This is a genomic window from Bacillus sp. TE9106W (genome assembly GCF_054062215.1).
In genome coordinates this window covers 151573-176333 of record NZ_JBSSFA010000004.1, presented here as the reverse complement: position 1 = coordinate 176333, position 24761 = coordinate 151573, and the positions used below count along the sequence as shown (strand labels likewise).

Here is a 24761-nt window from a genome sequence, read left to right as displayed (position 1 = left end):
AATTGAATACAGCGATTGCCTTTATATTAATTTTCGGTGCACTCGTATTTTTCCATGAGCTAGGGCATCTATATTTCGCAAAAAGAGCAGGTATTTTATGCCGCGAGTTTGCGATTGGTTTTGGTCCGAAAATATTCTCATTTGAAAAGAATGAAACGGTGTATACGATTCGATTACTGCCCCTTGGTGGCTATGTAAGAATGGCTGGCGAGGATGCAGACACAGTTGAGTTAAAGCCTGGGAAAAAGGTTGGCCTTGTATTAAATGCAAAAGACGAAGTTGCAAAATTAGTTTTTGATGGATATGAAAAGTATCCCAATGTTCGCGTTATCGAAGTCGAACAAGCTGATTTAGAGCATAATTTAACAATTTCGGGTTATGAAGAGTACGAGGAAGAGCTTCAAACATTCCGAGTGAACGAGAAGGCTCGTATTATTACTGCCGGTGAAGAAATTCAAATTGCTCCGTATAATAGGCAGTTTGGCTCTAAGAAATTAGGACAACGTGCGTTAACAATCTTTGCGGGCCCTGCAATGAACTTCATTTTAGCATTTGTTATTTTTGTGATTCTTGGATTTGTACAAGGTGTTCCTGTTGACAAACCAATGGTCGGAAAAGTGATGGAGAATAGTGCAGCAGAGCAAGCTGGATTAAAAGAAAATGATACAATTCAAGCTATTGATGGGAAAAACACAAGTACATGGAAAGATGTTGTTACCATTGTACGTGAAAATCCAAATAAAGAAATTACGTTACAAGTAAAGCGTGATAGTGAACAGTTTAATGTGAAAGTAACGCCAACGCTTGATAAAGAAGGTAAAGAAGAAGTTGGTAGAATTGGTGTTTACTCTCCTGTAGAGAAAACAGTGATGGGTTCTATTAAATCGGGTTTTGAACAAACATACCAATGGACGAAACTAATTTTTGAGTCTCTTGTGAAATTAGTAACTGGTCAATTCTCTATTAATGAGTTGTCAGGTCCAGTAGGAATTTATAATCTAACAGATCAAGTTGTAGATTATGGATTTACGCGTGTTTTAAGTTTAGCAGCCGTTTTAAGTATTAACCTTGGTTTATTTAATTTACTACCAGTTCCTGCTTTAGACGGTGGACGTTTGTTCTTCTTCTTAATTGAGGCATTGCGTGGGAAACCAATTGATCGCCAAAAAGAAGGAATGGTTCACTTTATTGGTTTTGCATTATTAATGTTACTTATGTTAGTTGTAACTTGGAATGACATTCGTAAGTTTTTCTTGTAAAATAAAGTGAAACTTATAATGAAATAGAGCTCGTAGAATAAAATCCCTCACCTAACTCGAGGTGAGGGGTTTTCCTGCGTGTAAGAGTAAAATGAAGAGGTGCGAATAAATGAAACAAAGTATGGTATTCAGTCCTACATTACGTGAAGTTCCAGCTGATGCGGAGATTAAGAGTCATCAGTTATTACTTCGTGCAGGTTTTATGCGTCAAAATGCTTCTGGTATTTATAGTTTTCTACCATTTGGATTAAAAGTACTACACAAAGTAGAACGTATCGTTCGAGAAGAGATGGAGCGCGCAGGTGCCGTAGAATTATTAATGCCAGCGATGCAAGCTGCAGAATTATGGCAAGAGTCAGGTCGTTGGTATTCTTACGGATCTGAATTAATGCGTATGAAAGATCGTAACGCTCGTGAATTTGCATTAGGAGCGACACATGAAGAAGTAATTACAGATCTTGTACGTGATGAAGTGAAATCGTATAAAAAATTACCGTTAACATTATATCAAATTCAAACAAAATTCCGTGATGAACAAAGACCTCGTTTCGGTTTATTACGTGGAAGAGAGTTTCTAATGAAAGATGCATACTCTTTCCATGCTACGCAAGAGAGCTTAGATGAAGTGTACGATCGCTTATACAAAGCATACTCTAACATCTTTGCTCGTTGTGGCTTGAATTTCCGTGCGGTTATTGCTGATTCTGGAGCAATGGGTGGAAAAGATACACATGAATTTATGGTATTATCTGATGTTGGTGAAGATACAATTGCATACTCTGATACATCTGATTACGCAGCGAACATCGAAATGGCTCCTGTTGTAGCTACGTATACGAAGAGTGACGAAGCAGAAAAAGAGCTTGAAAAAGTAGCAACACCAGACCAAAAAGCAATTGAAGAAGTATCTGCATTCTTAAACATCGAAGCTGACAAGTGCATTAAGTCTATGGTATTTAAAGTAGATGAGAAATTAGTAGTGGTACTTGTTCGTGGTGATCATGAAGTAAACGATGTAAAAGTGAAAAATGTATACGGTGCTTCAGTTGTTGAGCTTGCCTCTCATGAAGAAGTAAAAGAATTATTAAATTGTGAAGTTGGTTCATTAGGACCGATTGGTGTAAATGGTGATATCGAAATTATCGCTGATCACGCTGTAGCATCAATTGTCAACGGATGTTCAGGAGCGAACGAAGAAGGATTCCATTATGTAAATGTAAATCCAGAACGTGACTTTAAAGTAAGTCAATATACGGATTTACGCTTCATTCAAGAAGGAGACCAATCTCCAGACGGAAACGGGACAATTCTTTTCGCACGCGGAATTGAAGTTGGTCATGTATTCAAATTAGGAACTCGTTATAGTGAAGCAATGAACGCAACATTCCTAGATGAAAACGGAAAAACACAACCACTTATTATGGGTTGTTACGGCATTGGTGTGTCTCGTACAGTGGCAGCAATTGCAGAGCAGTTTAATGATGAGAACGGTTTAGTTTGGCCAAAAGCTGTAGCACCGTTCCATGTGCATGTAATTCCAGTGAATATGAAATCTGATGCACAACGTGAAATGGGTGAAAACATCTACAACTCATTACAAGAGCAAGGATATGAAGTATTACTAGATGATCGTGCAGAACGTGCAGGTGTTAAATTTGCTGATGCTGATTTATTCGGCCTTCCAGTTCGCGTGACAGTTGGTAAAAAAGCAGACGAAGGTATTGTAGAAGTGAAAGTACGTGCTACAGGTGAGTCTGAAGAAGTAAAAGTAGAAGAACTTCAAACATATATTGCTAATATTTTAAAATAGGAAGAGGTACCTCGTAATGAGGTACCTTCTCTTTCTTTGTAAACGTATTTTGTAAAAGAAGAAGGGAGAAATCTTTCTTTGTAGTACGTTTCAATTTATAATAGCAAATGGAAGGAGAGTGCTTATGTCTTTAACAAATGAACAAAAAGAGCGATTTCAAATTTTGCTCCAGCAGTTGCAAATACCAGACGACCTTATAAATCAATATTTACAAGGCGGTGGTATTGAAAGGCTCGTTATCGATAAAGCGAATAAAAGTTGGCATTTTAATTTACAAGTGCCACGTATTTTGCCTACAGAATTATATGAATTGCTAGAAACAAAGCTTAAGCAATCATTTTCTCATATTGCAAGAACAACATTTGCATTAGAAACAGAGAATAAACAATTTACTGAAGAAGAAGTGAGGGCGTATTGGCCACTTTGTACGGAACGAATTACATTTTCACCTATGTTTGCTTATTTAAAGAAGCAGCTTCCGCAGGTGAATGGAGTGAAGTTACTTATAAATGTGAATAATGAGCTGGAATCTACTGCTTTAAAGAAAAACGTTGCAAAACCAGTAGGGGATCAATACGAGGCTTTCGGATTCCCGCGTTTCCAGTTAGACACACATATACAGCAAAATACAGAAGAAATGCAAAAGTTTCGTGAGCAAACGCAACAAGAAGACCGTGAGCGTGTTATACAAGCTATGGAAGAAATGGCAAAGAAGCAAGCTGAAGAAAGCAGCGTTGTGCATGAAGGACCGATTACACTTGGGTATCTTATTAAGCCGGATGAAGAGATTACACCGATGCGAGAAATTCAAGATGAAGAAAGAAGAAAAACAGTTCAAGGATATGTCTTCCATGTGGAAACAAAAGAACTTCGTAGTGGACGTACGTTATTAACTTTAAAAATAACGGATTATACAGATTCTATTATGATTAAAATGTTCTCACGTGATAAAGAAGATATTCCAATGCTACAATCCTTGAAAAAAGGAATGTGGGTGAAGGCTCGTGGTTCTGTCCAAAATGATACATTTGTTCGAGATTTAGTAATGATTGCAAATGATATTAATGAAATAACAGGACCGTCTCGTAAAGATAAAGCACCAGAAGGTGAAAAAAGAGTAGAGCTTCATCTTCATACTCCAATGAGTCAAATGGATGCTGTTACTCCAGTTTCTAAGCTTGTTGCTCAAGCTGGTAAATGGGGACATGAGGCTATTGCGGTTACAGACCATGCTGTGGCTCAGTCGTTCCCGGAAGCATATTCTGCGGGGAAAAAGGCTGGAGTTAAAGTTATATACGGTGTAGAAGCGAATTTAGTTAATGACGGTGTACCAATAGCGTATAACGAAGCGCATCGTTTACTTGCAGAGGAGACGTATGTTGTTTTCGACGTTGAGACGACAGGTTTATCAGCTGTATACGATACAGTTATTGAATTAGCTGCTGTAAAAGTAAAAGGTGGCGAAATAATTGATCGCTTTGAATCTTTTGCAAATCCACATCAACCATTATCAGCAACGATCATTGAATTAACAGGTATTACAGATGATATGTTGACCGACGCACCAGAAGTAGATGAAGTGTTTAAAAAGTTTGAGGAATGGATGGGTGACCATACACTTGTTGCTCATAACGCAAGTTTTGATATGGGCTTTATTAACGTAGGATTTAAAAAAGCTGGTTTAGAAAAAACGAAAAATCCAGTAATAGATACGTTAGAGCTTGCACGATTTTTATTCCCAGAAATGAAAAATCATCGTTTAAATACGTTATGTAAAAAGATGGACATTGAATTAACTCAGCATCACCGTGCGATTTATGATACAGAAGCAACGGGATACTTACTAGTGAAAATGTTAAAAGATGTGATTGAAAAAGGTTTTGAATATCACGATCAATTAAACGATAGTATGGGACAAGGGGATGCATATAAGCGCGGGCGTCCAAGTCATATGACATTACTTGCTACATCGGATGTTGGATTGAAAAATTTATATAAACTTGTTTCATATTCTCATCTAAATTACTTTTACCGTGTACCACGAGTACCAAGATCACTATTAAAAAAATATCGTGAAGGTATTCTAGTAGGAACAGCTTGTGATAAAGGTGAAGTATTTGAGGCAATGATGCAAAAAGCTCCTGAAGAGGTAGAAGAAATTGCGCAGTTCTACGATTACATTGAAGTAATGCCACCAGAAGTGCTACGTCATTTAGTAGAGCGTGAACTTGTTCGGGATGAGGGGCAATTAAAAACAATTATTTCGAACTTAGTAAAACTAGGTGAGACGTTAGATAAACCAGTTGTCGCTACTGGAAACGTGCATTACTTAGATCCAGAAGATGCAATGTATCGCAAAATTTTAGTTAGTTCGCAGGGCGGAGCCAATCCGTTAAACCGACATTCATTACCACCTGTACATTTCCGTACAACCGATGAAATGTTAGAGTGTTTCTCATTCTTAGGTGAAGACGTAGCGAAAGAAATTGTCGTAACGAATACACAAAAGATTGCATCATTAATTGGCGATGTTCATCCAGTAAAAGATGATCTATACACACCAAAAATTGAAGGTGCAGATGATGAAACGCGTGATATGAGTTATAAAATGGCGCGTAGCATTTATGGTGAAGAGTTACCTGAAATTGTAGAAGCGCGTTTAGAAAAAGAATTAAAAAGTATCATCGGGCATGGATTCGCCGTAATTTATTTAATTTCACATAAGCTTGTGAAAAAATCGTTAGTAGATGGATATCTAGTAGGTTCGCGTGGATCGGTAGGTTCATCATTCGTTGCAACGATGATGGAAATTACAGAAGTAAATCCATTACCACCACACTATGTATGTCCGAAGTGTAAGCAATCAGAATTCTTTAATGATGGTTCTGTAGGTTCTGGTTTTGACTTACCGGATAAAGAATGTCCAACTTGTAATATTCCATATGTAAAAGATGGACATGACATTCCGTTCGAAACGTTCCTTGGATTTAAAGGAGATAAGGTACCCGATATCGATTTGAGTGCGACACGTTCTTAACTGAAAAGGTTAAGCACTAGCATCTGCTAGTAGAACTGCTATTCCGAAGTATGGAATGATGGGGTAACGGCCTGAAACATACTCACTGAAGCTACGGCAAGCGATAGCGATATTGCAAACATCAACATCGTTTGAAGCCCGTTAAAGTAGGCTGAAGTTCACCCTAACGTTAAGACGAGGAAAGGGAGGTAGAAACCTTCTGTGAATGATAGGTCTGGTGTCTATAAAATTCCTATGGTTAGAATCAGTAGAATCACTGGGACGAACCCTCGACTGACTTTTCGTGAATGTCACGTTATAGAAATGTAACGGGGTCCAAAGAGGACTTCCAAGTGTGGATGAGTAAGCGTTTGGTTATGAAAATCCATACTGTGTTACAGGCACAGTCAAGCTTGGCGGAATTTAGGGGGAACCTAAGGGAATTATGTACAGATAGGAATAGTGGAACGTGTGAAGCTTTCGACATAAGAGAAGGTTGCACTTCGATGACGATGGTATGTGGAAAGGCGAATGCTATAACACATTTTACGAAAGTGGCAGTAGTGCCGTAGTACCGCTTACTGAAATGCCGAAGATGACTGAATAACCAATAAGTCGGAGGATAAAAACATTTCAGAGGGAAGGGCACAAGTCGTTAACGTCGAAACAAAACCTACAAAAGTCAGATTCGTGTATGACTAAAGAGAAACGAAAACTTCATAAAGAAGTGATTAGTTGGCTGACTTAATGATTCAAAAATTAAGAAACAATGAATATTTTGGCTTACAATCAACTTTTGATAATCTTTATCAAGAAAGCAAAAAGGGTCGATATTTCAAAAGCATTTATGAGCTGATTGTTTCTGAAGAAAATATTCGATTAGCCTTTCGCAATTTAAAAAGCAACACGGGTAGTAAAACGAAAGGTACAAATGGACACACAATAAAGCATCTTAATAAAATAGATGCCGACAAGCTAATCAAATTAACGAAAAAGAGATTAGAAAACTACATGCCACATGCAGTAAGACGTGTGTTTATACCAAAGCCAAATGGAAAAATGCGACCTTTAGGGATTCCAACGATTGAAGACCGATTAATTCAGCAAATGTTCCTGCAAGTTTTGGAACCGATTGTTGAAGGGAAATTTCATCCACAAAGCTATGGTTTTCGACCAAAACGAAGCACTCATGACGCTTTAGCTAGGTGTTATCATATGGTCAATCACAGTCATCAACATTTTGTAGTGGACATAGATATTAAAGGTTTCTTTGATAACGTTAATCATAAAAAGCTAATGAGGCAACTATGGACAATTGGAATGCAGGACAAAAGAGTTTTATCTATCATCAAAAAAATGCTGAATGCGGAAATTACAGGTGAAGGCATTCCTGTTAAAGGAACTCCTCAAGGTGGTATTTTATCTCCATTGCTAGCCAATGTTGTATTAAATGAACTTGACTGGTGGGTGTCAAACCAATGGGAAACAAAATCGACGAGAGTGCCTTATAAATTGAAACGCAATAAAACGGATGCACTTAAAAAGACAAGGTTAAAACCGATGTATCTAGTAAGATATGCGGATGACTTTAAAATCTTCACAAATTCATACGAAAACGCTAGAAAGATTAAAATAGCGGTTGAAAAATGGCTCAAGGAAAGATTAGGTCTTGAGATAAGTGAAGAAAAAAGTAAAATCACAAACTTACGGAAAAACGGTACAGACTTTTTAGGGATTCGCTTTAGAGCAGTTCAGAAGGGAAATGCTAAAACTGGTTATATTGTAAATTCTAAAATGGACCCGAAAGCGAAAGATAAAGTATTGGGTGTCATTAGGCATCAATTAGTGAAACTAAGAAAAAGTCCTACTCCAGAAAAAGTAATGAACTTTAACTCGAACATTCTCGGTTTGCATAATTATTACAAAATTGCGACCAGAATTTCTCAAGATTTTAATGAGATAAGACATAAAGTTCATCCGAATATAAAATCATTGATGTTTAGAAACATCTTTGTTTATACAAAGGAAACGAACAATGTCATTGATAAATTTTATGGAGATTACAATTGTCCGAGATTTAAAAGTAATGGATTACTCGTTTATCCGATTGAAGCAATCCGACATGATATTCGAGGACAAAGGAAACCTGAATTCACAATTTATTGTGTAAAAGATAGGAAGTCCACCCATAAAGAATTAATACATGTGTCTGTGCGTGAAATCGAAATGTTTCGTAAAGGAATATATAAAGCAAAAAGTGTTCTGTATGAAAACAACCGCTTAAGTAAATATGTTGCTCAAAAAGGATGTTGTGGAATAACAGGAGAACGATTGACTCCTCATAATGCTATATGTCACCACATCAAGCCAACAGCTCAAGGCGGTAGTGATGAATATGATAACTTGATTATTATTAATAAGAAATATCATACGTTAATTCACAATAAAGACCCTCTTGCAAATAAAGGTTACAAAAAACTGTTAGCCAAGTTTGAAAAGAAAGCTTTAAATAAATTAAATAAGCTGAGAACGGAAGTAGGAAATCCAAAACTTAGCTTATAAACTTCGACAAAGTTAACGATGGAACGCCGTGTGAGTGTGAAAGCCTCACGCACGGTGTGGAGTGGGGGAAAAGCTGGAGATAATATCAAATGCTTACCTATCACTATATTTCTCCGGGGAATACCAACCACGTGCCCATAACTATACGAAAGTACTATTCGGTGAAGATTATGTATATCGTGCAGGAACGATTGGTACAGTTGCGGAAAAAACTGCTTATGGATATGTAAAGGGTTATGCAAATGATCATAACTTAACGATTCGAAATGCAGAAATTGACCGCTTAGTAGCAGGATGTACCGGTGTAAAACGTACAACAGGACAGCATCCAGGTGGTATTATCGTTGTGCCAGATTATATGGACATTTTTGATTTCTCACCAATACAGTATCCAGCAGATTCAATAGGTGCTGAGTGGAGAACGACACACTTTGACTTCCACTCTATTCATGATAATTTATTGAAGCTTGATATACTAGGACACGATGATCCGACAGTTATTCGTATGTTACAAGATTTAAGTGGTATTGATCCAAAAACAATCCCAACGGATGATCCAGAAGTAATGAAAATTTTCTCAGGGCCAGAATCGTTAGGCGTAACGGAAGAACAAATTAACTGTAAAACAGGTACACTTGGTATACCAGAGTTTGGTACGAAATTCGTAAGACAGATGTTAGAAGAGACGAAACCGACGACATTCTCAGAGTTAGTCCAAATTTCTGGATTATCACATGGTACGGACGTATGGCTTGGTAATGCAAACGAGTTAATTTATAACGGTACATGTACGCTGAGTGAAGTTATCGGTTGTCGTGATGACATCATGGTATATTTAATCTATCAAGGTTTAGACCCATCATTAGCCTTCAAAATCATGGAGTCAGTACGTAAAGGTAAAGGTGTACCAGAAGAATGGGAAGAGGACATGAAAAGTAATAATGTACCAGGTTGGTATATTGATTCATGTAAGAAGATTAAGTACATGTTCCCGAAAGCCCATGCGGCTGCTTACGTACTTATGGCCGTGCGTATCGCATACTTTAAAGTGCATTTCGCGCTTTTATTCTATGCGGCATACTTTACGGTTCGTGCAGATGACTTTGACGTAGAAGCGATGGCAAAAGGTTCAGCATCTATACGTGCAAGAATTGATGAAATTGCGCAAAAAGGTTTAGATGCAGCACCGAAAGAGAAGAGTTTATTGACGGTACTAGAAATGACACTTGAAATGTGTGAGCGTGGATACTCATTCCAAAAGGTGGATTTATATCGCTCACATGCAACAGACTTTATTATTGATGGAGACTCATTAATCCCTCCATTTAATGCGGTGCCTGGTCTTGGTACAAACGCAGCTTTAAGTATTGTGGAAGCACGTAAAAATGGAGAATTCTTATCAAAAGAAGACTTGCAGCAGCGTAGTAAGATTTCGAAAACAATTATTGAGTATTTAGATAGTCAAGGTTGTTTAGGTGATTTGCCGGATCAAAACCAGTTATCGCTGTTCTGATAGGTAGGAAAAGTCTTTGCAAATCAACATTTGGTATGGTATACTATTAACCGAGATAACCATGTCATGTATATTGTGTGAAAAGAAGAGTGGGGAAACCCACTCTTTCGTGTTACTATCTACATTTTATTGATGTGGAGAGGTAAGAAATTTCTGTCGTATATACATATTTTGTTACAAGTTTTACTTCTTAAATTTGGTAATACTAAGACAGATATTCCCTGCTTAACGGCAGGGGCTTTTGTTAGCTAACGAGAAAGAATAAGATAGACCGTTCTATGGACGGGGTCTTTTCTTGTGAATGGTACATGGCGGCAGGAAGGAGGCTGTTTATGGATAAGAAAGTCACAGAAGTTGTAGAAGCATTTGCGCAGCCAATCGTTGAAGAGTTAAATCTTGAACTTGTAGATGTAGAGTATGTGAAAGAAGGACAAGACTGGTTCTTACGCGTATTCATCGATTCTGAAAAGGGAGTCGACATTGAAGAATGCGGTGCGGTGAGTGAACGTTTAAGCGAAGCTTTAGATAAAGAGGATCCAATTCCTCATCTTTACTTTTTGGATGTGTCATCTCCTGGAGCAGAACGTCCATTAAAGAAAGAGAAAGACTTCCAGCAAGCGGTAGGAAAACAAGTGGCAATTAAAACATATGAGCCGATTGATGGTGAAAAGATGTTTGAAGGGAAAATGCTTTCCTACGATGGTACTACAATTACACTATTATTAACAATTAAAACACGTAAAAAAGAAATCCAAATTCCAATGGACAAAGTTGCAAATGCGCGACTTGCTGTTACGTTTTAGTTAGAAGGGGGATCTTCATGAGCACTGAGTTGTTAGATGCCTTGCTCGTATTAGAGTCAGAAAAAGGAATTAGCAAAGATATTATTATTGATGCGATTGAAGCAGCGTTAATCTCTGCTTATAAACGCAATTTTAACCAAGCACAAAACGTTCGTGTGAGCTTTAACCCACAAGTGGGAACAATCCAAGTTTTAGCACGTAAAGACGTTGTTGATAATGTGTTTGATCCACGTCTTGAAATTTCTGTTGAAGAAGCAAGACAAATTAATCCAAACTATCAAGATGGTGACGTACTAGAAATTGAAGTAACACCAAAAGATTTCGGTCGTATTGCAGCACAAACTGCAAAACAAGTTGTAACACAACGAGTGCGTGAAGCTGAGCGTGGTGTTATTTACTCTGAGTTTAGTGACCGTGAAGAAGATATCATGGTTGGTATCGTACAACGTCAAGATGCTCGTTTCATCTATGTAAGCTTAGGGAAAGTAGAAGCTTTATTACCTGTAAGTGAGCAAATGCCGAACGAACAGTACAAACCACATGATCGTATTCGCGTATTCATTACGAAAGTAGAAAAAACAACAAAAGGACCACAAATTTACGTATCACGTACACATCCTGGTCTTTTAAAACGTTTATTCGAAATGGAAGTTCCTGAAATCTATGATGGAACGGTTGAAATTCGTTCTGTAGCACGTGAGGCAGGAGATCGTTCTAAAATCTCTGTACATGCAGAGAACATTGATGTTGATCCAGTAGGTTCTTGTGTAGGACCGAAAGGACAACGTGTACAACGCATTGTAGACGAACTAAAAGGTGAAAAGATTGACATCGTTCGCTGGTCAAATGATCCAGTAGAATATGTTGCCAATGCTTTAAGCCCATCACAAGTTGTGAAAGTACTTGTAGATGAAGAAGAAAAAGCAACAACTGTTGTTGTTCCAGACCACCAACTGTCATTAGCTATCGGTAAACGTGGACAAAATGCACGTCTTGCAGCTAAATTAACAGGTTGGAAAATTGATATTAAGAGTGAGTCTGATGCGAAACAACTTGGTATTGTAACAGAAGAAGATAGCGTAGTCGCATTCGGATTCGATTCTGTTGAAGACGAAATCGAATAGAGGTGATGAGTATGAGCAATCGAAAAGTTCCGTTACGAAAATGTGTTGCAACGCAAGAAATGAAATCAAAACGAGAGCTCGTTCGCATTGTTCGTTCCAAAGAGGGAGAAGTGTCTATTGATTTAACTGGAAAGAAATCAGGACGAGGTGCTTATTTATCAAAAGATAAAGAAAGCATTCTTCAAGCTCAAAAGAAAAATGTTTTGGAACATCATCTAAAAGCGAAAATCGACAGTTCTCTTTATGAAGAGCTTCTTGAGCTTGTTGAGAAGGAGTCGAAATAAGTGTCCGATTGGAAATCGTTTTTAGGACTAGCAAACCGGGCTCGAAAAATTATTTCGGGTGAAGAACTCGTTTTAAAGGAAGTACGAAGTGGCAAGGCAAAACTTGTGTTGCTCTCTGAGGATGCGTCAGTAAATACTACAAAGCGTATCACGGATAAAACGACGTACTACAACGTACCAATGAGAAAGGTCGAAAATCGACAACAATTAGGGCATGCGATTGGGAGAGATGAGCGAGTCGTTGTAGCTGTGTTAGATGAAGGCTTTGCGAAAAAGCTGCGTAGCATGCTCGATACAAATTACCGGGGGTGAAGGTATGAGTAAAATTCGAGTGCATGAATATGCGAAAAAACATAATATCTCAAGTAAAGATCTTATGACAAAACTAAAAGAAATGAATATCGAGGTTTCGAATCATATGACAATGTTAGACGATGAAGTAGTAAACAAATTAGATAATGAGTATCAAGCTGAAAAACCTTCTGTTGCAGATGAGTTTGAAGTAGAAGAAAAAGTTGTTCGTAGTAAAAAGAACAGCAATAAGAAAAAGAAAAAAGGCAAAGGAAACGAAGACAAGCGTCAAGAGAACTTTGCTGGAAGACAACAAACACAAACTGTAGAAACACCAGATAAAATTACTTTCTCTGGAAGCCTTACAGTAGGTGACCTTGCTAAGAAATTAAGCAAAGAGCCATCTGAAATTATTAAAAAGCTCTTCATGCTTGGAATTATGGCAACAATTAACCAAGACTTAGACAAAGATACAATTGAGTTAATTGCTAACGACTACGGTATTGAAGTAGAAGAAGAAGTAATTGTTAGCGAGACTGAGTTTGAAACATTCATCGATGAGCAAGATGATGAAGAGAACTTAAAAGAGCGTCCAGCTGTAGTTACAATCATGGGACACGTTGACCATGGTAAAACAACATTACTTGACTCTATCCGTAACTCTAAAGTAACTGCTGGCGAAGCAGGTGGAATTACTCAGCATATTGGTGCATACCAAGTTGAAGTAAATGACAAGAAGATTACATTCTTAGACACACCTGGTCACGCGGCGTTTACAACGATGCGTGCTCGTGGTGCACAAGTAACGGATATTACAATCCTTGTTGTTGCAGCTGATGACGGTGTTATGCCACAAACAGTTGAAGCAATTAACCATGCGAAAGCAGCAGGAGTACCAATTATTGTTGCTGTGAATAAAATGGATAAACCAGCAGCAAATCCTGATCGCGTAATGCAAGAATTAACAGAATATGAATTAGTTCCAGAAGCATGGGGCGGAGACACAATTTTCGTACCAATTTCTGCAATTCAAGGTGAAGGAATTGACAACTTACTAGAAATGATTCTTCTTGTGAGTGAAGTAGAAGAATATAAAGCAAATCCAAACCGCTATGCAACTGGTACTGTAATTGAAGCACAGCTTGATAAAGGTAAAGGAACTATCGCGACATTACTTGTTCAAAACGGTACGCTTCGAGTTGGAGACCCAATCGTTGTTGGTACTTCATTCGGACGTGTTCGTGCAATGGTAAGTGATATTGGTCGTCGTGTAAAAGTTGCTGGTCCATCAACTCCTGTCGAAATTACAGGTTTAAACGAAGTGCCACAAGCGGGAGATCGTTTCATGGCATTCGCTGATGAGAAGAAAGCTCGTCAAATCGGTGAATCACGTGCGCAAGAAGCGTTACTTGCTCAACGTGGTGAAAAATCTAAATTAAGCCTTGAAGATTTATTCCAACAAATCCAAGAGGGCGATGTAAAAGAAATTAACTTAATTGTGAAAGCAGACGTACAAGGTTCTGTAGAAGCAATGGCAGCATCACTTCGTAAAATTGATGTTGAAGGTGTTAAAGTTAAAATTATCCATACAGGCGTAGGTGCGATTACAGAATCTGATATCATTTTAGCTTCTGCATCTAATGCAATTGTAATTGGATTTAACGTACGCCCAGATGTGAATGCGAAGCGTACAGCTGAATTAGAGAACGTTGATATTCGTTTACACCGCATTATTTATAAAGTAATCGAAGAGATCGAAGCAGCGATGCAAGGTATGTTAGATCCAGAATTCGAAGAAAAAGTAATCGGTCAAGCAGAAGTACGTCAAACGTTTAAAGTAACAAAAGTTGGAACAATCGCAGGTTGTTACGTAACAGACGGTAAAATTACACGTGATAGTGGCGTGCGTATTATCCGTGATGGCGTAGTAATTTTCGAAGGACAACTTGATACGTTAAAACGTTTCAAAGACGACGTAAAAGAAGTTGCACAAAACTATGAGTGTGGTATTACAATTGAGAGATATAATGATCTTAAAGAAGGGGACATTATTGAAGCATACATTATGGAAGAAGTGAAGCGATGATTATCGCTTCACTCTCATTCGAGTGTATGATTTACGATGTGCATTCTTTAAAAGAGAAACGAGCAATTTTGCAACGGGTGCTAACTCGTGTGAAACAGCGTTATAACGTAGCTGTTTCAGAAGTAGGGCATCAAGATGTATGGCAACGTACGGAAATTGCAATTGTTTCTGTATCCTCTAATCGTGTTATTTGTGAAAAAGAAATGAATCGTGTACTTGAGTACATCGATTCATTTCCTGAAATTGAACGTACGATAACACAATTGGAATGGTATTGAATGAGGTGAAGAGTTATGAAATTACGTGCAAACCGTGTAGGCGAGCAAATGAAAAAAGAATTAGGCGACATCATCAGTCGTAAAATTAAAGATCCACGTGTCGGATTTGTTACTGTAACAGATGTACAAGTGAGTGGAGATTTACAAATTGCTACAGTGTATATTTCTGTTTTAGGTGATGAAGAACAGAAAGAAAATACACTAAAAGGTTTAGCGAAGGCAAAAGGCTTCATTCGTTCAGAAATTGGCCAACGTATTCGTCTTCGTAAAACGCCTGAAATTTCCTTTGAATTTGATGAATCTATTGGATATGGTCATCGAATTGATACACTTTTACATGAAATTAATAAAGAAGGTAAACGTGAAGAATAATGGATAGACATTTGTCTATCCATTTTTTCAATGTAAAATAAGTTTTGAATAAGTATTATGAAAGAATTACGATGAGGTGAGCATATATGGAAGGTGTAGTATTATTACATAAGCCAAAAGGCATGACATCACACGATTGTGTATTTAAATTAAGAAAGATATTGCGTGAAAAACGAATTGGTCATACAGGAACATTAGATCCAGATGTAACAGGAGTATTGCCGATTTGTGTTGGGCGAGCAACAAAAATTGCACAATTTTTAACGAGTGAAACGAAAACATATGAAGGTGAAGTGACATTAGGGTTTTCAACAACAACTGAAGATGCTTCTGGTGAAGTTGTGGAAACGAAATATGTAGACCGTGTTATTACTCGTAAAGAAGTGGAAGAGGCTCTTGCGACATTAACAGGTACGATTGAGCAAATGCCTCCGATGTTTTCGGCTGTAAAAGTTAACGGGAAAAAATTATATGAATATGCAAGAGCAGGACAAGAGGTTGAACGTCCAGTTCGTACAATTACAATTCATGAATTTGTATTACTAGATGACCGTGAAGTGTTTGAAGGAGAAAATATTTCATTCCGTTTCCGTGTAACGTGTAGTAAAGGAACATATGTAAGAACATTAGCGGTAATGATTGGTGAAAAACTTGGTTTTCCATCACATATGTCTCACCTTGTAAGAACGGCTTCTGGTGAATTTTTATTAGAGGATTGCATATCATTTGAAGAAATTGAGGAAAACGTGCAAAATGGAACAGTAGAGTCTATCTTCATTTCAATTGATGAAGCATTAAGTAAATTCCCAAAAATGGTTGTAGATGAAAAGCAAGCAGAAAAAATAAAGAATGGTATGTTCTTAAAAAATGAATTGCAAATAACGGCGCCATTTATAACAGTGTTTGATAAAAACGATCGCTGCCTTGCAATTTATGAGCACCATCCAAAGCACCCTGGTATGCTAAAGCCGATGAAAGTACTTGTGAATAATCAAGAACTAAAGCTATAATGAATTATTGGAAGGATTATTACAGAAAAAGGTGAATTCAAGCGTGAAACTTATTCATTTAACTCATCCACATGAACAAAATAAATTAGAATTACCACCTACTGTAATGGCATTAGGATTTTTTGATGGCATTCATTTAGGACATCAATGTGTGATTCGAACTGCGAAACAAATAGCGGATGAAAAGGGATATAAAAGTGCAGTGATGACATTTTATCCGCATCCATCTGTTGTTTTAGGTAAAAAAGAAGCGCATGCCGAGTATGTTACACCAATGTGTGATAAAGAAAAAATAGTCGAGAGTTTAGGAATCGATATATTATATGTTGTTAAATTTGATGAATCATTTGCAGGCTTATTGCCGCAGCAATTTGTAGATGATTATATTATTGGTTTAAATGTAAAGCATGTAGTAGCAGGGTTTGATTATTCATATGGACGTTTAGGAAAAGGAAAGATGGAGACTTTACCATTTCATGCAAGAGGGGAGTTTACACAGACTGTGATTGAAAAAGTTGAATTTCAAGAAGAGAAAGTAAGTTCTACAGCATTACGAAAGTTAATTCGAAATGGCGAAATGGAGCAAATTCCATCTATTTTAGGTAGAGCATATACGGTAGGGGGAACGGTTGTACACGGTGATAAACGTGGACGTCAAATTGGTTTCCCAACAGCTAATGTAGGTTTAAGTGATGAGTATCTATTACCACCTGTAGGTGTTTACGCAGTGAGATTACAAGTTCACGGTGAATGGTACGACGGTGTATGTAATATTGGATATAAACCAACTTTTAAAGAAGATGAGCGTCAACTATCTATTGAAGTGCATTTATTTGAATTTAACAACGACATATATGATCAAAATGTTACGGTAGAGTGGCATATGCGTATAAGAGAAGAGAAGAAATTCAATGGCATTGATGAGTTAGTTGAACAAATCGCAAAAGATAAGAAAACAGCACAAGAATATTTTGCGAACGAAAAGAATATACTTGCTTTTTCAAATGAAAAGTAGTATTCTATGTTATGTACTTTATGACAACCATTGCTTGGCATTGCGACTCACCGACGCTTGCTAGGTAATCGGGGGTTTAATTAATAGGAGGTGAAATAGGATGGCTTTAACACAAGAGCGTAAAAATGAAATCATTGCACAATTTAGAACTCATGAGACTGATACTGGTTCTCCAGAGGTTCAAATTGCTGTCCTAACGGAGCAAATTAACACTCTAAACGAGCACTTACGTACTCACAAGAAAGATCATCATTCACGTCGTGGTCTATTAAAGATGGTTGGTAAACGTCGTAACTTACTAACTTACCTTCGTAATAGCGATATCACACGTTACCGTGAATTAATCACAAAGCTTGGCTTACGTCGATAGTCAAAGAAGCGGGAATATTCCCGCTTTTTTGTTAGGTAAAAATATATCTTCTACTCTTTATAGCTTACTTCATTTTCGGTAATACTAGAGGTAGAATATTGTGATATACTATCCATTTACATAGAAGAATTGAATACTTTAAATTGAGAGGGGTACTTAAATGAGTCAAGAAAAGCAAGTCTTCTCGATAGATTTAGCTGGTCGCCAGCTAACAGTTGAAACAGGTCAGCTTGCAAAGCAAGCGAACGGAGCAGTATTAGTAAGATATGGCGATACAGCGGTTCTATCTACAGCAACTGCATCAAAAGAAGCAAAAAATGTAGATTTCTTCCCACTTACAGTAAACTATGAAGAGCGTTTATATGCAGTCGGAAAAATTCCTGGCGGTTTCATTAAACGTGAAGGTCGTCCAAGTGAAAAAGCAATTTTGGCAAGTCGTTTAATCGACCGTCCAATTCGTCCGCTTTTCGCTGATGGTTTCCGTAACGAAGTACAAGTTGTCAGCATCGTAATGAGTGTTGATCAAGATTGTTCTTCTGAAATGGCAGCTATGCTTGGTTCTTCATTAGCATTATCGATTTCAGATATTCCATTTGAAGGTCCAATTGCGGGTGCAACAGTTGGTCGTATTAACGGCGAATTCGTTATCAACCCAACAGTAGAACAGCAAGAACAAAGTGATATTCACCTTGTTGTAGCTGGTACGAAAGATGCAATTAACATGGTTGAAGCAGGAGCAGATCAAGTGCCTGAGGAAACAATGTTAGAAGCAATTATGTTTGGTCATGACGAAATTAAACGTCTAATTGCATTCCAAGAAGAGATTGTACAAGCTGTAGGTAAAGAGAAATCAGAAGTGAAACTTTATGAAGTTGACGCTGATCTTAACCAAGCTGTACGTGAAATGGCTGAGAAGGATATGCATTCTGCAATTCAAGTACATGAGAAACATGCACGTGAAGATGCAATTAACGAAGTGAAAAAGCGTGTAATTGAGCATTACGAAGCGCAGGAAGCTGACGCTGATACTTTAGGACAAGTAAATGAGATTTTATATAAAATTGTAAAAGAAGAAGTACGTCGTCTTATTACAGTTGAAAAAATCCGCCCAGATGGCCGTAAAGGTGACGAAATCCGTCCATTAGCATCAGAGGTTGGCATTTTATCTCGTACACACGGTTCTGGTTTGTTCACTCGTGGACAAACACAAGCATTAAGTATTTGTACATTAGGTGCATTAGGCGATGTGCAAATTTTAGACGGTCTTGGTGTAGAAGAATCAAAACGCTTTATGCACCATTACAATTTCCCATCATTTAGTGTTGGTGAAACAAGACCGATGCGTGGACCAGGTCGTCGTGAAATCGGTCACGGTGCACTAGGAGAACGTGCTCTTGAGCCTGTAATTCCATCTGAAAAAGACTTCCCATACACAGTACGTCTTGTGTCTGAAGTATTAGAATCAAATGGTTCTACTTCACAAGCAAGTATTTGTGGTAGTACTTTAGCAATGATGGATGCTGGTGTTCCACTTAAAGCTCCAGTTGCAGGTATTGCAATGGGGCTAGTTAAAACTGGTGAGCATTACACAATTTTATCTGATATTCAAGGTATGGAAGATCATTTAGGTGATATGGACTTTAAAGTAGCAGGTACAGCACATGGTGTAACTGCATTACAAATGGACATTAAAATCGATGGTCTATCTCGTGAAATTTTAGAAGAGGCATTACAACAAGCGAAAGTTGGTCGTGTGCACATTCTAAATCATATGTTATCTGTTATTGCAGAGCCACGCACTGAATTATCAGCGTACGCTCCAAAGATTATTACAATGACAATTAACCCAGATAAAATCCGTGACGTTATCGGACCAAGCGGTAAACAAATCAATAAAATTATTGAAGAAACTGGCGTTAAAATTGACATCGAGCAAGATGGTACAGTATTCATTTCTTCAATAAATCAAGAAATGAACGACAAAGCTAAGAAAATTATCGAAGATATCGTTCGCGAAGTACAAGTAGGTGAAATCTACGAAGGAAAAGTGAAACGTGTTGAGAAATTCGGTGCTTTCGTTGAATTATTCAGCGGTAAAGATGGATTAGTTCACATTTCTGAACTTGCACTTGAGCGTGTAGGTAAAGTAGAAGACGTTGTGAAAATCGGTGATGTAATTACAGTTAAAGTTATCGAGATTGACAAGCAAGGTCGCGTGAATCTATCTAGAAAAGTATTGCTAAAAGAAGAGCAAGAAAAAGAAGCTGCTAAAGAAGAAAATAAACAAGAGCAGCAATAAGCAAAAGCCAGTTTAACTGGCTTTTTTTGTTATGTAAAAATATGATTTACATATATTTTTATGTCAGTATAGGTATAGTTTTCATTATAACGCTCAAATTAACAAAGATAAGAAGAAAAATGGTTTTTATATAGTTAATGGGAGGGTTTATATGAAAGCTCGTATATTGGCATACATATGTATATTCTTTTTATATGTCAGTGTAGGCTCTTATTCCGTTTTTGCACAGGATAACTTATATGAAGAAATTCAAAAGCATGCAAAACAATATGAGATTGCACCGCAAAATGCGATGATTGATAAGATATGGAAAGCAACACCAGGATATAATGGAAGACAAGTTGATATTGAAGCATCCTATAATAATATGAAGAAGTTAAAGAAATTTGATCAAAAACATCTTGAATTCAGGGAAGTATCGCCGAGTGTCCACTTAGAAGATTTATCACCAGCGCCAATTTATAGAGGGCATCCAAATAAAAAGATGGTGGGATTAACAATAAATGTGGCATGGGGAAATGAATATTTGCCTCGTATATTAGAGATATTGAAAAAACATGATGTGAAGGCAACTTTCTTTTTAGAAGGACGTTGGGTGAAAGAAAATTTACGATTTGCAAAAATGATTGTCGATGCAAAGCAAGAAGTCGGAAATCATTCTTATACACATCCGAATATGAAAACGCTATCGTCTGATGAAATACGAGATCAGTTACAAAAAACAAATCGAATGATCGAAGCAGCTACGAATCAACAGGTGAGATGGTTTGCTCCACCGAGTGGAAGCTTTCGGGATGAAGTCGTGAAAATTGCAGATGATTACCAAATGGGAACGATTATGTGGACTGTCGATACAATCGATTGGAAGCGACCTGAGCCAGATGTACTATTGCAGAGAGTAATGAGAAAAATACATCCAGGTGCTATCGTATTAATGCACCCTACTTCGTCAACAACAGAAGCTTTAGACACAATGATTACAAAATTGAAGGAACAAGGATATAAAGTAGGGAATATAACAGAATTACTGGATGAAAAACGTGTGGATTAAATACATTTGCATGACATTCATCCTTAAACTTGTTATCATTAAATAATAGCATTTATTTAGAGAAACTGGCAGTAGGAGGAAAGTTTTTGATTAAAAAATATACTTGTAAAAATGGTGTAAGAATAGTTATGGAGAATATACCAACTGTAAGATCGGTTGCGATTGGTATTTGGATCCATGCAGGATCAAGAAATGAAAATGAAAAAAACAACGGGATTTCTCACTTTTTAGAGCATATGTTCTTTAAGGGGACGGAAACTCGTAGTGCACGCGAAATTGCAGAATCATTTGATAGCATTGGTGGACAAGTGAATGCTTTTACTTCAAAAGAATACACTTGTTACTATGCAAAAGTGCTAGATGAGCATGCTAAATATGCTTTAGATGTATTAGCAGATATGTTCTTTAATTCAACATTTGATGAAGAAGAATTGAAAAAAGAGAAGAATGTCGTATGTGAAGAAATTAAAATGTACGAAGATGCTCCAGATGATATTGTGCATGATATGTTAACGAAAGCAACATATGAAACGCATCCGCTTGGATATCCTATTTTAGGAACAGAAGAAACGCTTAATACGTTTACAGGTGATACGCTACGCCAATATATTAAAGATCATTACACACCTGAAAATGTAGTTGTATCAATTGCAGGAAATATTGATGAAGCCTTTTTACAAACGGTAGAGCAATATTTCGGTAGTTATGAAGGAACGACAAACCGTGAACAAGTACATAGCCCAATTTTCCACTTTAATAAGGTAGCACGTAAAAAGGAAACAGAACAAGCTCATTTATGTTTAGGATATAAAGGCTTACAAATGGGACACGAAGATATTTATAACTTAATTGTATTAAATAACGTTTTAGGCGGTAGTATGAGTAGCCGTTTATTCCAAGAAGTACGTGAGCAACGCGGGTTAGCTTACTCAGTGTTTTCTTACCATTCTTCTTATGAAGATACAGGTATGTTAACGCTGTATGGTGGAACAGGTAGCCAACAATTAGATACACTGTATGAAACAATGCAAGAAACATTAGAAACATTGAAAAATACAGGTATTACAGAAAAAGAGCTTATTAATAGTAAAGAGCAATTAAAAGGAAACTTAATGTTAAGTTTAGAAAGTACGAATAGCCGTATGAGCCGTAATGGTAAAAATGAATTGCTACTTCGTAAGCATCGTTCACTTGATGAGATTATTGAAAGTGTAAACACTGTAACAAAAGAAAATGTAGATGAATTAATTCGTAACATGTTTACAGATGAATTCTCTGCAGCATTAATTAGTCCAGATGGAAAACTTCCAAAAGGAATAAAACTATAATTGCTATATATGATTTAAAAATAACCGTATCTCTTTTAAACGAGATACGGTTATTTTTTGTGGATATATAGAATAGGTACTAATTATGGATAACTTAAATGAATAATTTTGGTAGGGGGAGAGTATATGCGATTAAGTGAATTAAGTGGTAAAGAGATTGTAAATTTAGAAAGAGCAGAAAAAATGGGAGTTTTAGGTTATGTGGATTTAGAGATTGATGAGAAGGATGGCCGAATACAGACTCTTATTATACCTGCTGGAAAATGGGGAGGGTTTAAAAAGGAACCACAAGAAATAAGAGTAGCGTGGAATCAAATAAAGAAAGTCGGGCATGATATGATCCTTTGTGAAATTATGAATCGTTCAAATTTGAAGTGAAAGATGGCCATTTTGGTCATCTTTTTTTGTTCATTCTTTTCTGAGTAAAAACTCAAATGAATTGAGCTTTACCCAGCAATCAATTGCTCGTATCATGTCCTCTCACATGCGGAATTTTGAAGTGGGGATCTTCCTGCATACAAAGAGCGGGATAAATCATACGTGCTTTTTGTTTTTCAATCACCTAAAACTCGTACATTACATATGATGTGGAGGAAAAAGAAAAAGTAGGCACTTTTCTTATAAATGACAGAAAAAGAAGGTGAATTAGGGAATGTTGACTGAGATGCATATTGCTGTCATAGGAGGAGATGCAAGACAGCTAGAAGTAATTCGCAAGCTCGTTGAATTGGATGCGAAACTTTCATTGATAGGGTTTGATCAGTTAGATCATGGCTTCACAGGGGCAGCAAAAGAAAGTATACAAAATTTAGATTTCACTTCTTTAGATGCAATTATTTTGCCAGTTGCAGGTACAAATGCTAAGGGAGAAGTAGATACTATTTTTTCAAACGAAAAAGTTTCTATAACGAAAGAACAAATTGAAAATACACCAGAACATTTTACTATATATTCAGGTATTGGTACGCCTTACTTGGAAAATCTCATATCTACTACAAACCGCAAACTTATTAAATTATTTGATCGTGATGATGTGGCAATCTACAATTCTATTCCAACTGTAGAAGGTACATTAATGATGGTAATTCAACATACCGACTATACGATTCATGGTTCTAATGTAATGGTTTTAGGATTTGGTAGAACAGGGATGAGTGTTGCCAGAGCATTTCAATCATTAGGAGCCCATGTCAAAGTTGGAGCAAGACGATCGGAACATATTGCACGTATTACAGAAATGATGTTTTCTCCTTTCCATATGCAGAACATTGAGAAAGAAGTAGGGAATATCGATATTGTCATTAATACAATTCCGCATCTCGTTGTGACGGCAAATGTTATTTCAAAAATGCCGGCTCATACGTTAGTAATTGATTTGGCTTCTAAACCAGGTGGTACCGACTTTAGATATGCGGAAAAAAGAGGAGTCAAAGCGCTGTTAGCACCTGGATTACCAGGTATTGTTGCTCCAAAAACAGCCGGACAAATTTTAGCGAATGTTCTTTCTCAGTTACTGGCAGAAGACGTAATCGCAAGAAAGGAGAATGGGGAATGAATTTAAAAGGGAAAAGAATAGGGTTTGGTTTTACTGGTTCACATTGTACGTACGAAGAAGTAATGCCTCATTTAGAAAAATTAATTGCTGAGGGAGCAGAAGTACGTCCTGTTGTTTCTTACACTGTTCAATCAACAAATACGAGATTTGGAGAAGGGGCAGAGTGGATTAAAAAGATTGAAGAAGTAACAGGATTTAAAGCAATTAATTCAATTGTTGGCGCAGAACCATTAGGACCTAAAATTCCACTAGATTGTATGGTAATTGCACCGCTCACAGGAAATTCTATGAGTAAATTTGCAAATGCAATGACAGACTCTCCAGTACTAATGGCAGCGAAAGCGACGCTAAGAAATGGCAAGCCTGTCGTATTGGCTGTTTCGACGAATGATGCTTTAGGATTAAATGGCGTCAACCTCATGCGCCTAATGGCCACAAAAAACATCTACTTCGTCCCATTCGGTCAAGATGCACCAGAGAAAAAACCAAACTCAATGGTAGCTCGCATGGAGCTGCTTGAAGATACAGTGTTAGAAGCTCTGCAAGGTAAGCAATTGCAACCGGTTGTCGTAGAAAAATTCAGATATATGAATTAAAAAACGAAAAAAAACGGACAATTTTTGATGAAACCATCATTCTTACTGTAGAATATGATAAAATTAACGTTATTAAGATTAGAAGGGGTATTCTATACTCCTTCTGATTCTAAGTTATAGAAGGATTGGTATCTAGAAA

At 37.2% G+C, this 24761-nt stretch carries 19 protein-coding genes and 2 pseudogenes; all 21 read left to right on the top strand.

Annotated elements, in window-relative coordinates; genetic code table 11:
- Window positions 1-2: 2 nt before the first annotated feature.
- The 21 genes and pseudogenes from rseP to dpaB all read left to right on the top strand — a co-directional run bounded on the left by rseP (window position 3) and on the right by dpaB (window position 24622).
- Window positions 3-1259 (top strand): RIP metalloprotease RseP, encoded by a 1257-nt coding sequence (gene rseP / locus ACVWY7_RS09840; RefSeq protein WP_001090229.1) that lies wholly within the window; start codon window positions 3-5, stop codon window positions 1257-1259.
- A 109-nt stretch (window positions 1260-1368) separates the two neighbouring features.
- Window positions 1369-3069 (top strand): proline--tRNA ligase, encoded by a 1701-nt coding sequence (locus ACVWY7_RS09835; RefSeq protein ID WP_000814312.1) that lies wholly within the window; start codon window positions 1369-1371, stop codon window positions 3067-3069.
- A gap of 124 nt (window positions 3070-3193) precedes the next feature.
- Window positions 3194-6091, top strand: a pseudogene (locus ACVWY7_RS09830) (PolC-type DNA polymerase III); the annotation flags it as partial.
- Between the two features lie 729 nt (window positions 6092-6820).
- Window positions 6821-8647, top strand: coding sequence for a group II intron reverse transcriptase/maturase (gene ltrA / locus ACVWY7_RS09825; RefSeq protein ID WP_000774443.1), 1827 nt, complete (start codon window positions 6821-6823; stop codon window positions 8645-8647).
- Between the two features lie 97 nt (window positions 8648-8744).
- Window positions 8745-10160: pseudogene (locus ACVWY7_RS09820) on the top strand (PolC-type DNA polymerase III); the annotation flags it as partial.
- Window positions 10161-10492: 332 nt separating this feature from the next.
- On the top strand, window positions 10493-10963 hold the full coding sequence (gene rimP, locus ACVWY7_RS09815) for a ribosome maturation factor RimP (RefSeq protein WP_000359097.1): 471 nt from the start codon (window positions 10493-10495) through the stop codon (window positions 10961-10963).
- Between the two features lie 17 nt (window positions 10964-10980).
- Entirely contained in the window at window positions 10981-12087 is a 1107-nt protein-coding gene (gene nusA / locus ACVWY7_RS09810) for a transcription termination factor NusA (protein ID WP_000102609.1), read from the top strand.
- Between the two features lie 11 nt (window positions 12088-12098).
- The gene (gene rnpM, locus ACVWY7_RS09805; protein WP_000071128.1) at window positions 12099-12371 is read left to right on the top strand and encodes an RNase P modulator RnpM; all 273 of its coding nucleotides are present in this window, start codon (window positions 12099-12101) and stop codon (window positions 12369-12371) included.
- Window positions 12372-12683: a YlxQ family RNA-binding protein gene (locus ACVWY7_RS09800; RefSeq protein WP_001286523.1), complete on the top strand. Its 312-nt coding sequence runs from the start codon at window positions 12372-12374 to the stop codon at window positions 12681-12683.
- A 4-nt stretch (window positions 12684-12687) separates the two neighbouring features.
- Complete coding sequence (infB, locus tag ACVWY7_RS09795) at window positions 12688-14748, top strand: translation initiation factor IF-2 (RefSeq protein ID WP_000036341.1); 2061 nt, start codon at window positions 12688-12690, stop codon at window positions 14746-14748.
- The gene (locus ACVWY7_RS09790; protein ID WP_000582364.1) at window positions 14745-15026 is read left to right on the top strand and encodes a DUF503 domain-containing protein; all 282 of its coding nucleotides are present in this window, start codon (window positions 14745-14747) and stop codon (window positions 15024-15026) included. Before infB ends, ACVWY7_RS09790 begins: the two co-directional genes overlap by 4 nt.
- A gap of 15 nt (window positions 15027-15041) precedes the next feature.
- Entirely contained in the window at window positions 15042-15398 is a 357-nt protein-coding gene (rbfA, locus tag ACVWY7_RS09785; protein WP_000776441.1) for a 30S ribosome-binding factor RbfA, read from the top strand.
- An 86-nt stretch (window positions 15399-15484) separates the two neighbouring features.
- Window positions 15485-16408 carry a tRNA pseudouridine(55) synthase TruB gene (gene truB / locus ACVWY7_RS09780; RefSeq protein WP_000399357.1) on the top strand — a complete coding sequence of 308 codons (924 nt, stop codon included), beginning with the start codon at window positions 15485-15487 and terminating at the stop codon, window positions 16406-16408.
- A gap of 43 nt (window positions 16409-16451) precedes the next feature.
- A complete protein-coding gene (gene ribF, locus ACVWY7_RS09775; protein WP_073524631.1) occupies window positions 16452-17423 on the top strand; it encodes a bifunctional riboflavin kinase/FAD synthetase in 972 nt (323 codons plus the stop codon).
- A gap of 100 nt (window positions 17424-17523) precedes the next feature.
- On the top strand, window positions 17524-17793 hold the full coding sequence (gene rpsO / locus ACVWY7_RS09770; RefSeq protein WP_001229392.1) for a 30S ribosomal protein S15: 270 nt from the start codon (window positions 17524-17526) through the stop codon (window positions 17791-17793).
- 160 nt (window positions 17794-17953) lie between these two features.
- Entirely contained in the window at window positions 17954-20092 is a 2139-nt protein-coding gene (gene pnp, locus ACVWY7_RS09765; RefSeq protein WP_000076750.1) for a polyribonucleotide nucleotidyltransferase, read from the top strand.
- A gap of 151 nt (window positions 20093-20243) precedes the next feature.
- The gene (locus ACVWY7_RS09760) at window positions 20244-21143 is read left to right on the top strand and encodes a polysaccharide deacetylase family protein (RefSeq protein ID WP_073524629.1); all 900 of its coding nucleotides are present in this window, start codon (window positions 20244-20246) and stop codon (window positions 21141-21143) included.
- A gap of 86 nt (window positions 21144-21229) precedes the next feature.
- A complete protein-coding gene (locus tag ACVWY7_RS09755; RefSeq protein WP_000592993.1) occupies window positions 21230-22471 on the top strand; it encodes a M16 family metallopeptidase in 1242 nt (413 codons plus the stop codon).
- 126 nt (window positions 22472-22597) lie between these two features.
- Entirely contained in the window at window positions 22598-22849 is a 252-nt protein-coding gene (locus ACVWY7_RS09750) for a YlmC/YmxH family sporulation protein (RefSeq protein WP_073524627.1), read from the top strand.
- Window positions 22850-23123: 274 nt separating this feature from the next.
- Window positions 23124-24026 carry a dipicolinic acid synthetase subunit A gene (gene dpaA / locus ACVWY7_RS09745; protein WP_073524613.1) on the top strand — a complete coding sequence of 301 codons (903 nt, stop codon included), beginning with the start codon at window positions 23124-23126 and terminating at the stop codon, window positions 24024-24026.
- Window positions 24023-24622: a dipicolinate synthase subunit B gene (gene dpaB, locus ACVWY7_RS09740; protein ID WP_001049480.1), complete on the top strand. Its 600-nt coding sequence runs from the start codon at window positions 24023-24025 to the stop codon at window positions 24620-24622. The genes dpaA and dpaB overlap by 4 nt, the downstream gene beginning before the upstream one ends.
- Window positions 24623-24761 lie beyond the last annotated feature (139 nt).

Bases quoted from the DNA above. Each gene is read 5' to 3' on its own strand.
- ACVWY7_RS09835 (WP_000814312.1), top strand. From the start codon at position 1,369: ATGAAACAAAGTATGGTATTCAGTCCTACATTACGTGAAGTTCCAGCT.
- rimP (WP_000359097.1), top strand. From the start codon at position 10,493: ATGGATAAGAAAGTCACAGAAGTTGTAGAAGCATTTGCGCAGCCAATC.
- nusA (WP_000102609.1), top strand. From the start codon at position 10,981: ATGAGCACTGAGTTGTTAGATGCCTTGCTCGTATTAGAGTCAGAAAAA.
- rnpM (WP_000071128.1), top strand. From the start codon at position 12,099: ATGAGCAATCGAAAAGTTCCGTTACGAAAATGTGTTGCAACGCAAGAA.
- infB (WP_000036341.1), top strand. From the start codon at position 12,688: ATGAGTAAAATTCGAGTGCATGAATATGCGAAAAAACATAATATCTCA.
- ACVWY7_RS09790 (WP_000582364.1), top strand. From the start codon at position 14,745: ATGATTATCGCTTCACTCTCATTCGAGTGTATGATTTACGATGTGCAT.
- rbfA (WP_000776441.1), top strand. From the start codon at position 15,042: ATGAAATTACGTGCAAACCGTGTAGGCGAGCAAATGAAAAAAGAATTA.
- truB (WP_000399357.1), top strand. From the start codon at position 15,485: ATGGAAGGTGTAGTATTATTACATAAGCCAAAAGGCATGACATCACAC.
- rpsO (WP_001229392.1), top strand. From the start codon at position 17,524: ATGGCTTTAACACAAGAGCGTAAAAATGAAATCATTGCACAATTTAGA.
- pnp (WP_000076750.1), top strand. From the start codon at position 17,954: ATGAGTCAAGAAAAGCAAGTCTTCTCGATAGATTTAGCTGGTCGCCAG.
- ACVWY7_RS09760 (WP_073524629.1), top strand. From the start codon at position 20,244: ATGAAAGCTCGTATATTGGCATACATATGTATATTCTTTTTATATGTC.
- ACVWY7_RS09750 (WP_073524627.1), top strand. From the start codon at position 22,598: ATGCGATTAAGTGAATTAAGTGGTAAAGAGATTGTAAATTTAGAAAGA.
- dpaA (WP_073524613.1), top strand. From the start codon at position 23,124: ATGTTGACTGAGATGCATATTGCTGTCATAGGAGGAGATGCAAGACAG.
- dpaB (WP_001049480.1), top strand. From the start codon at position 24,023: ATGAATTTAAAAGGGAAAAGAATAGGGTTTGGTTTTACTGGTTCACAT.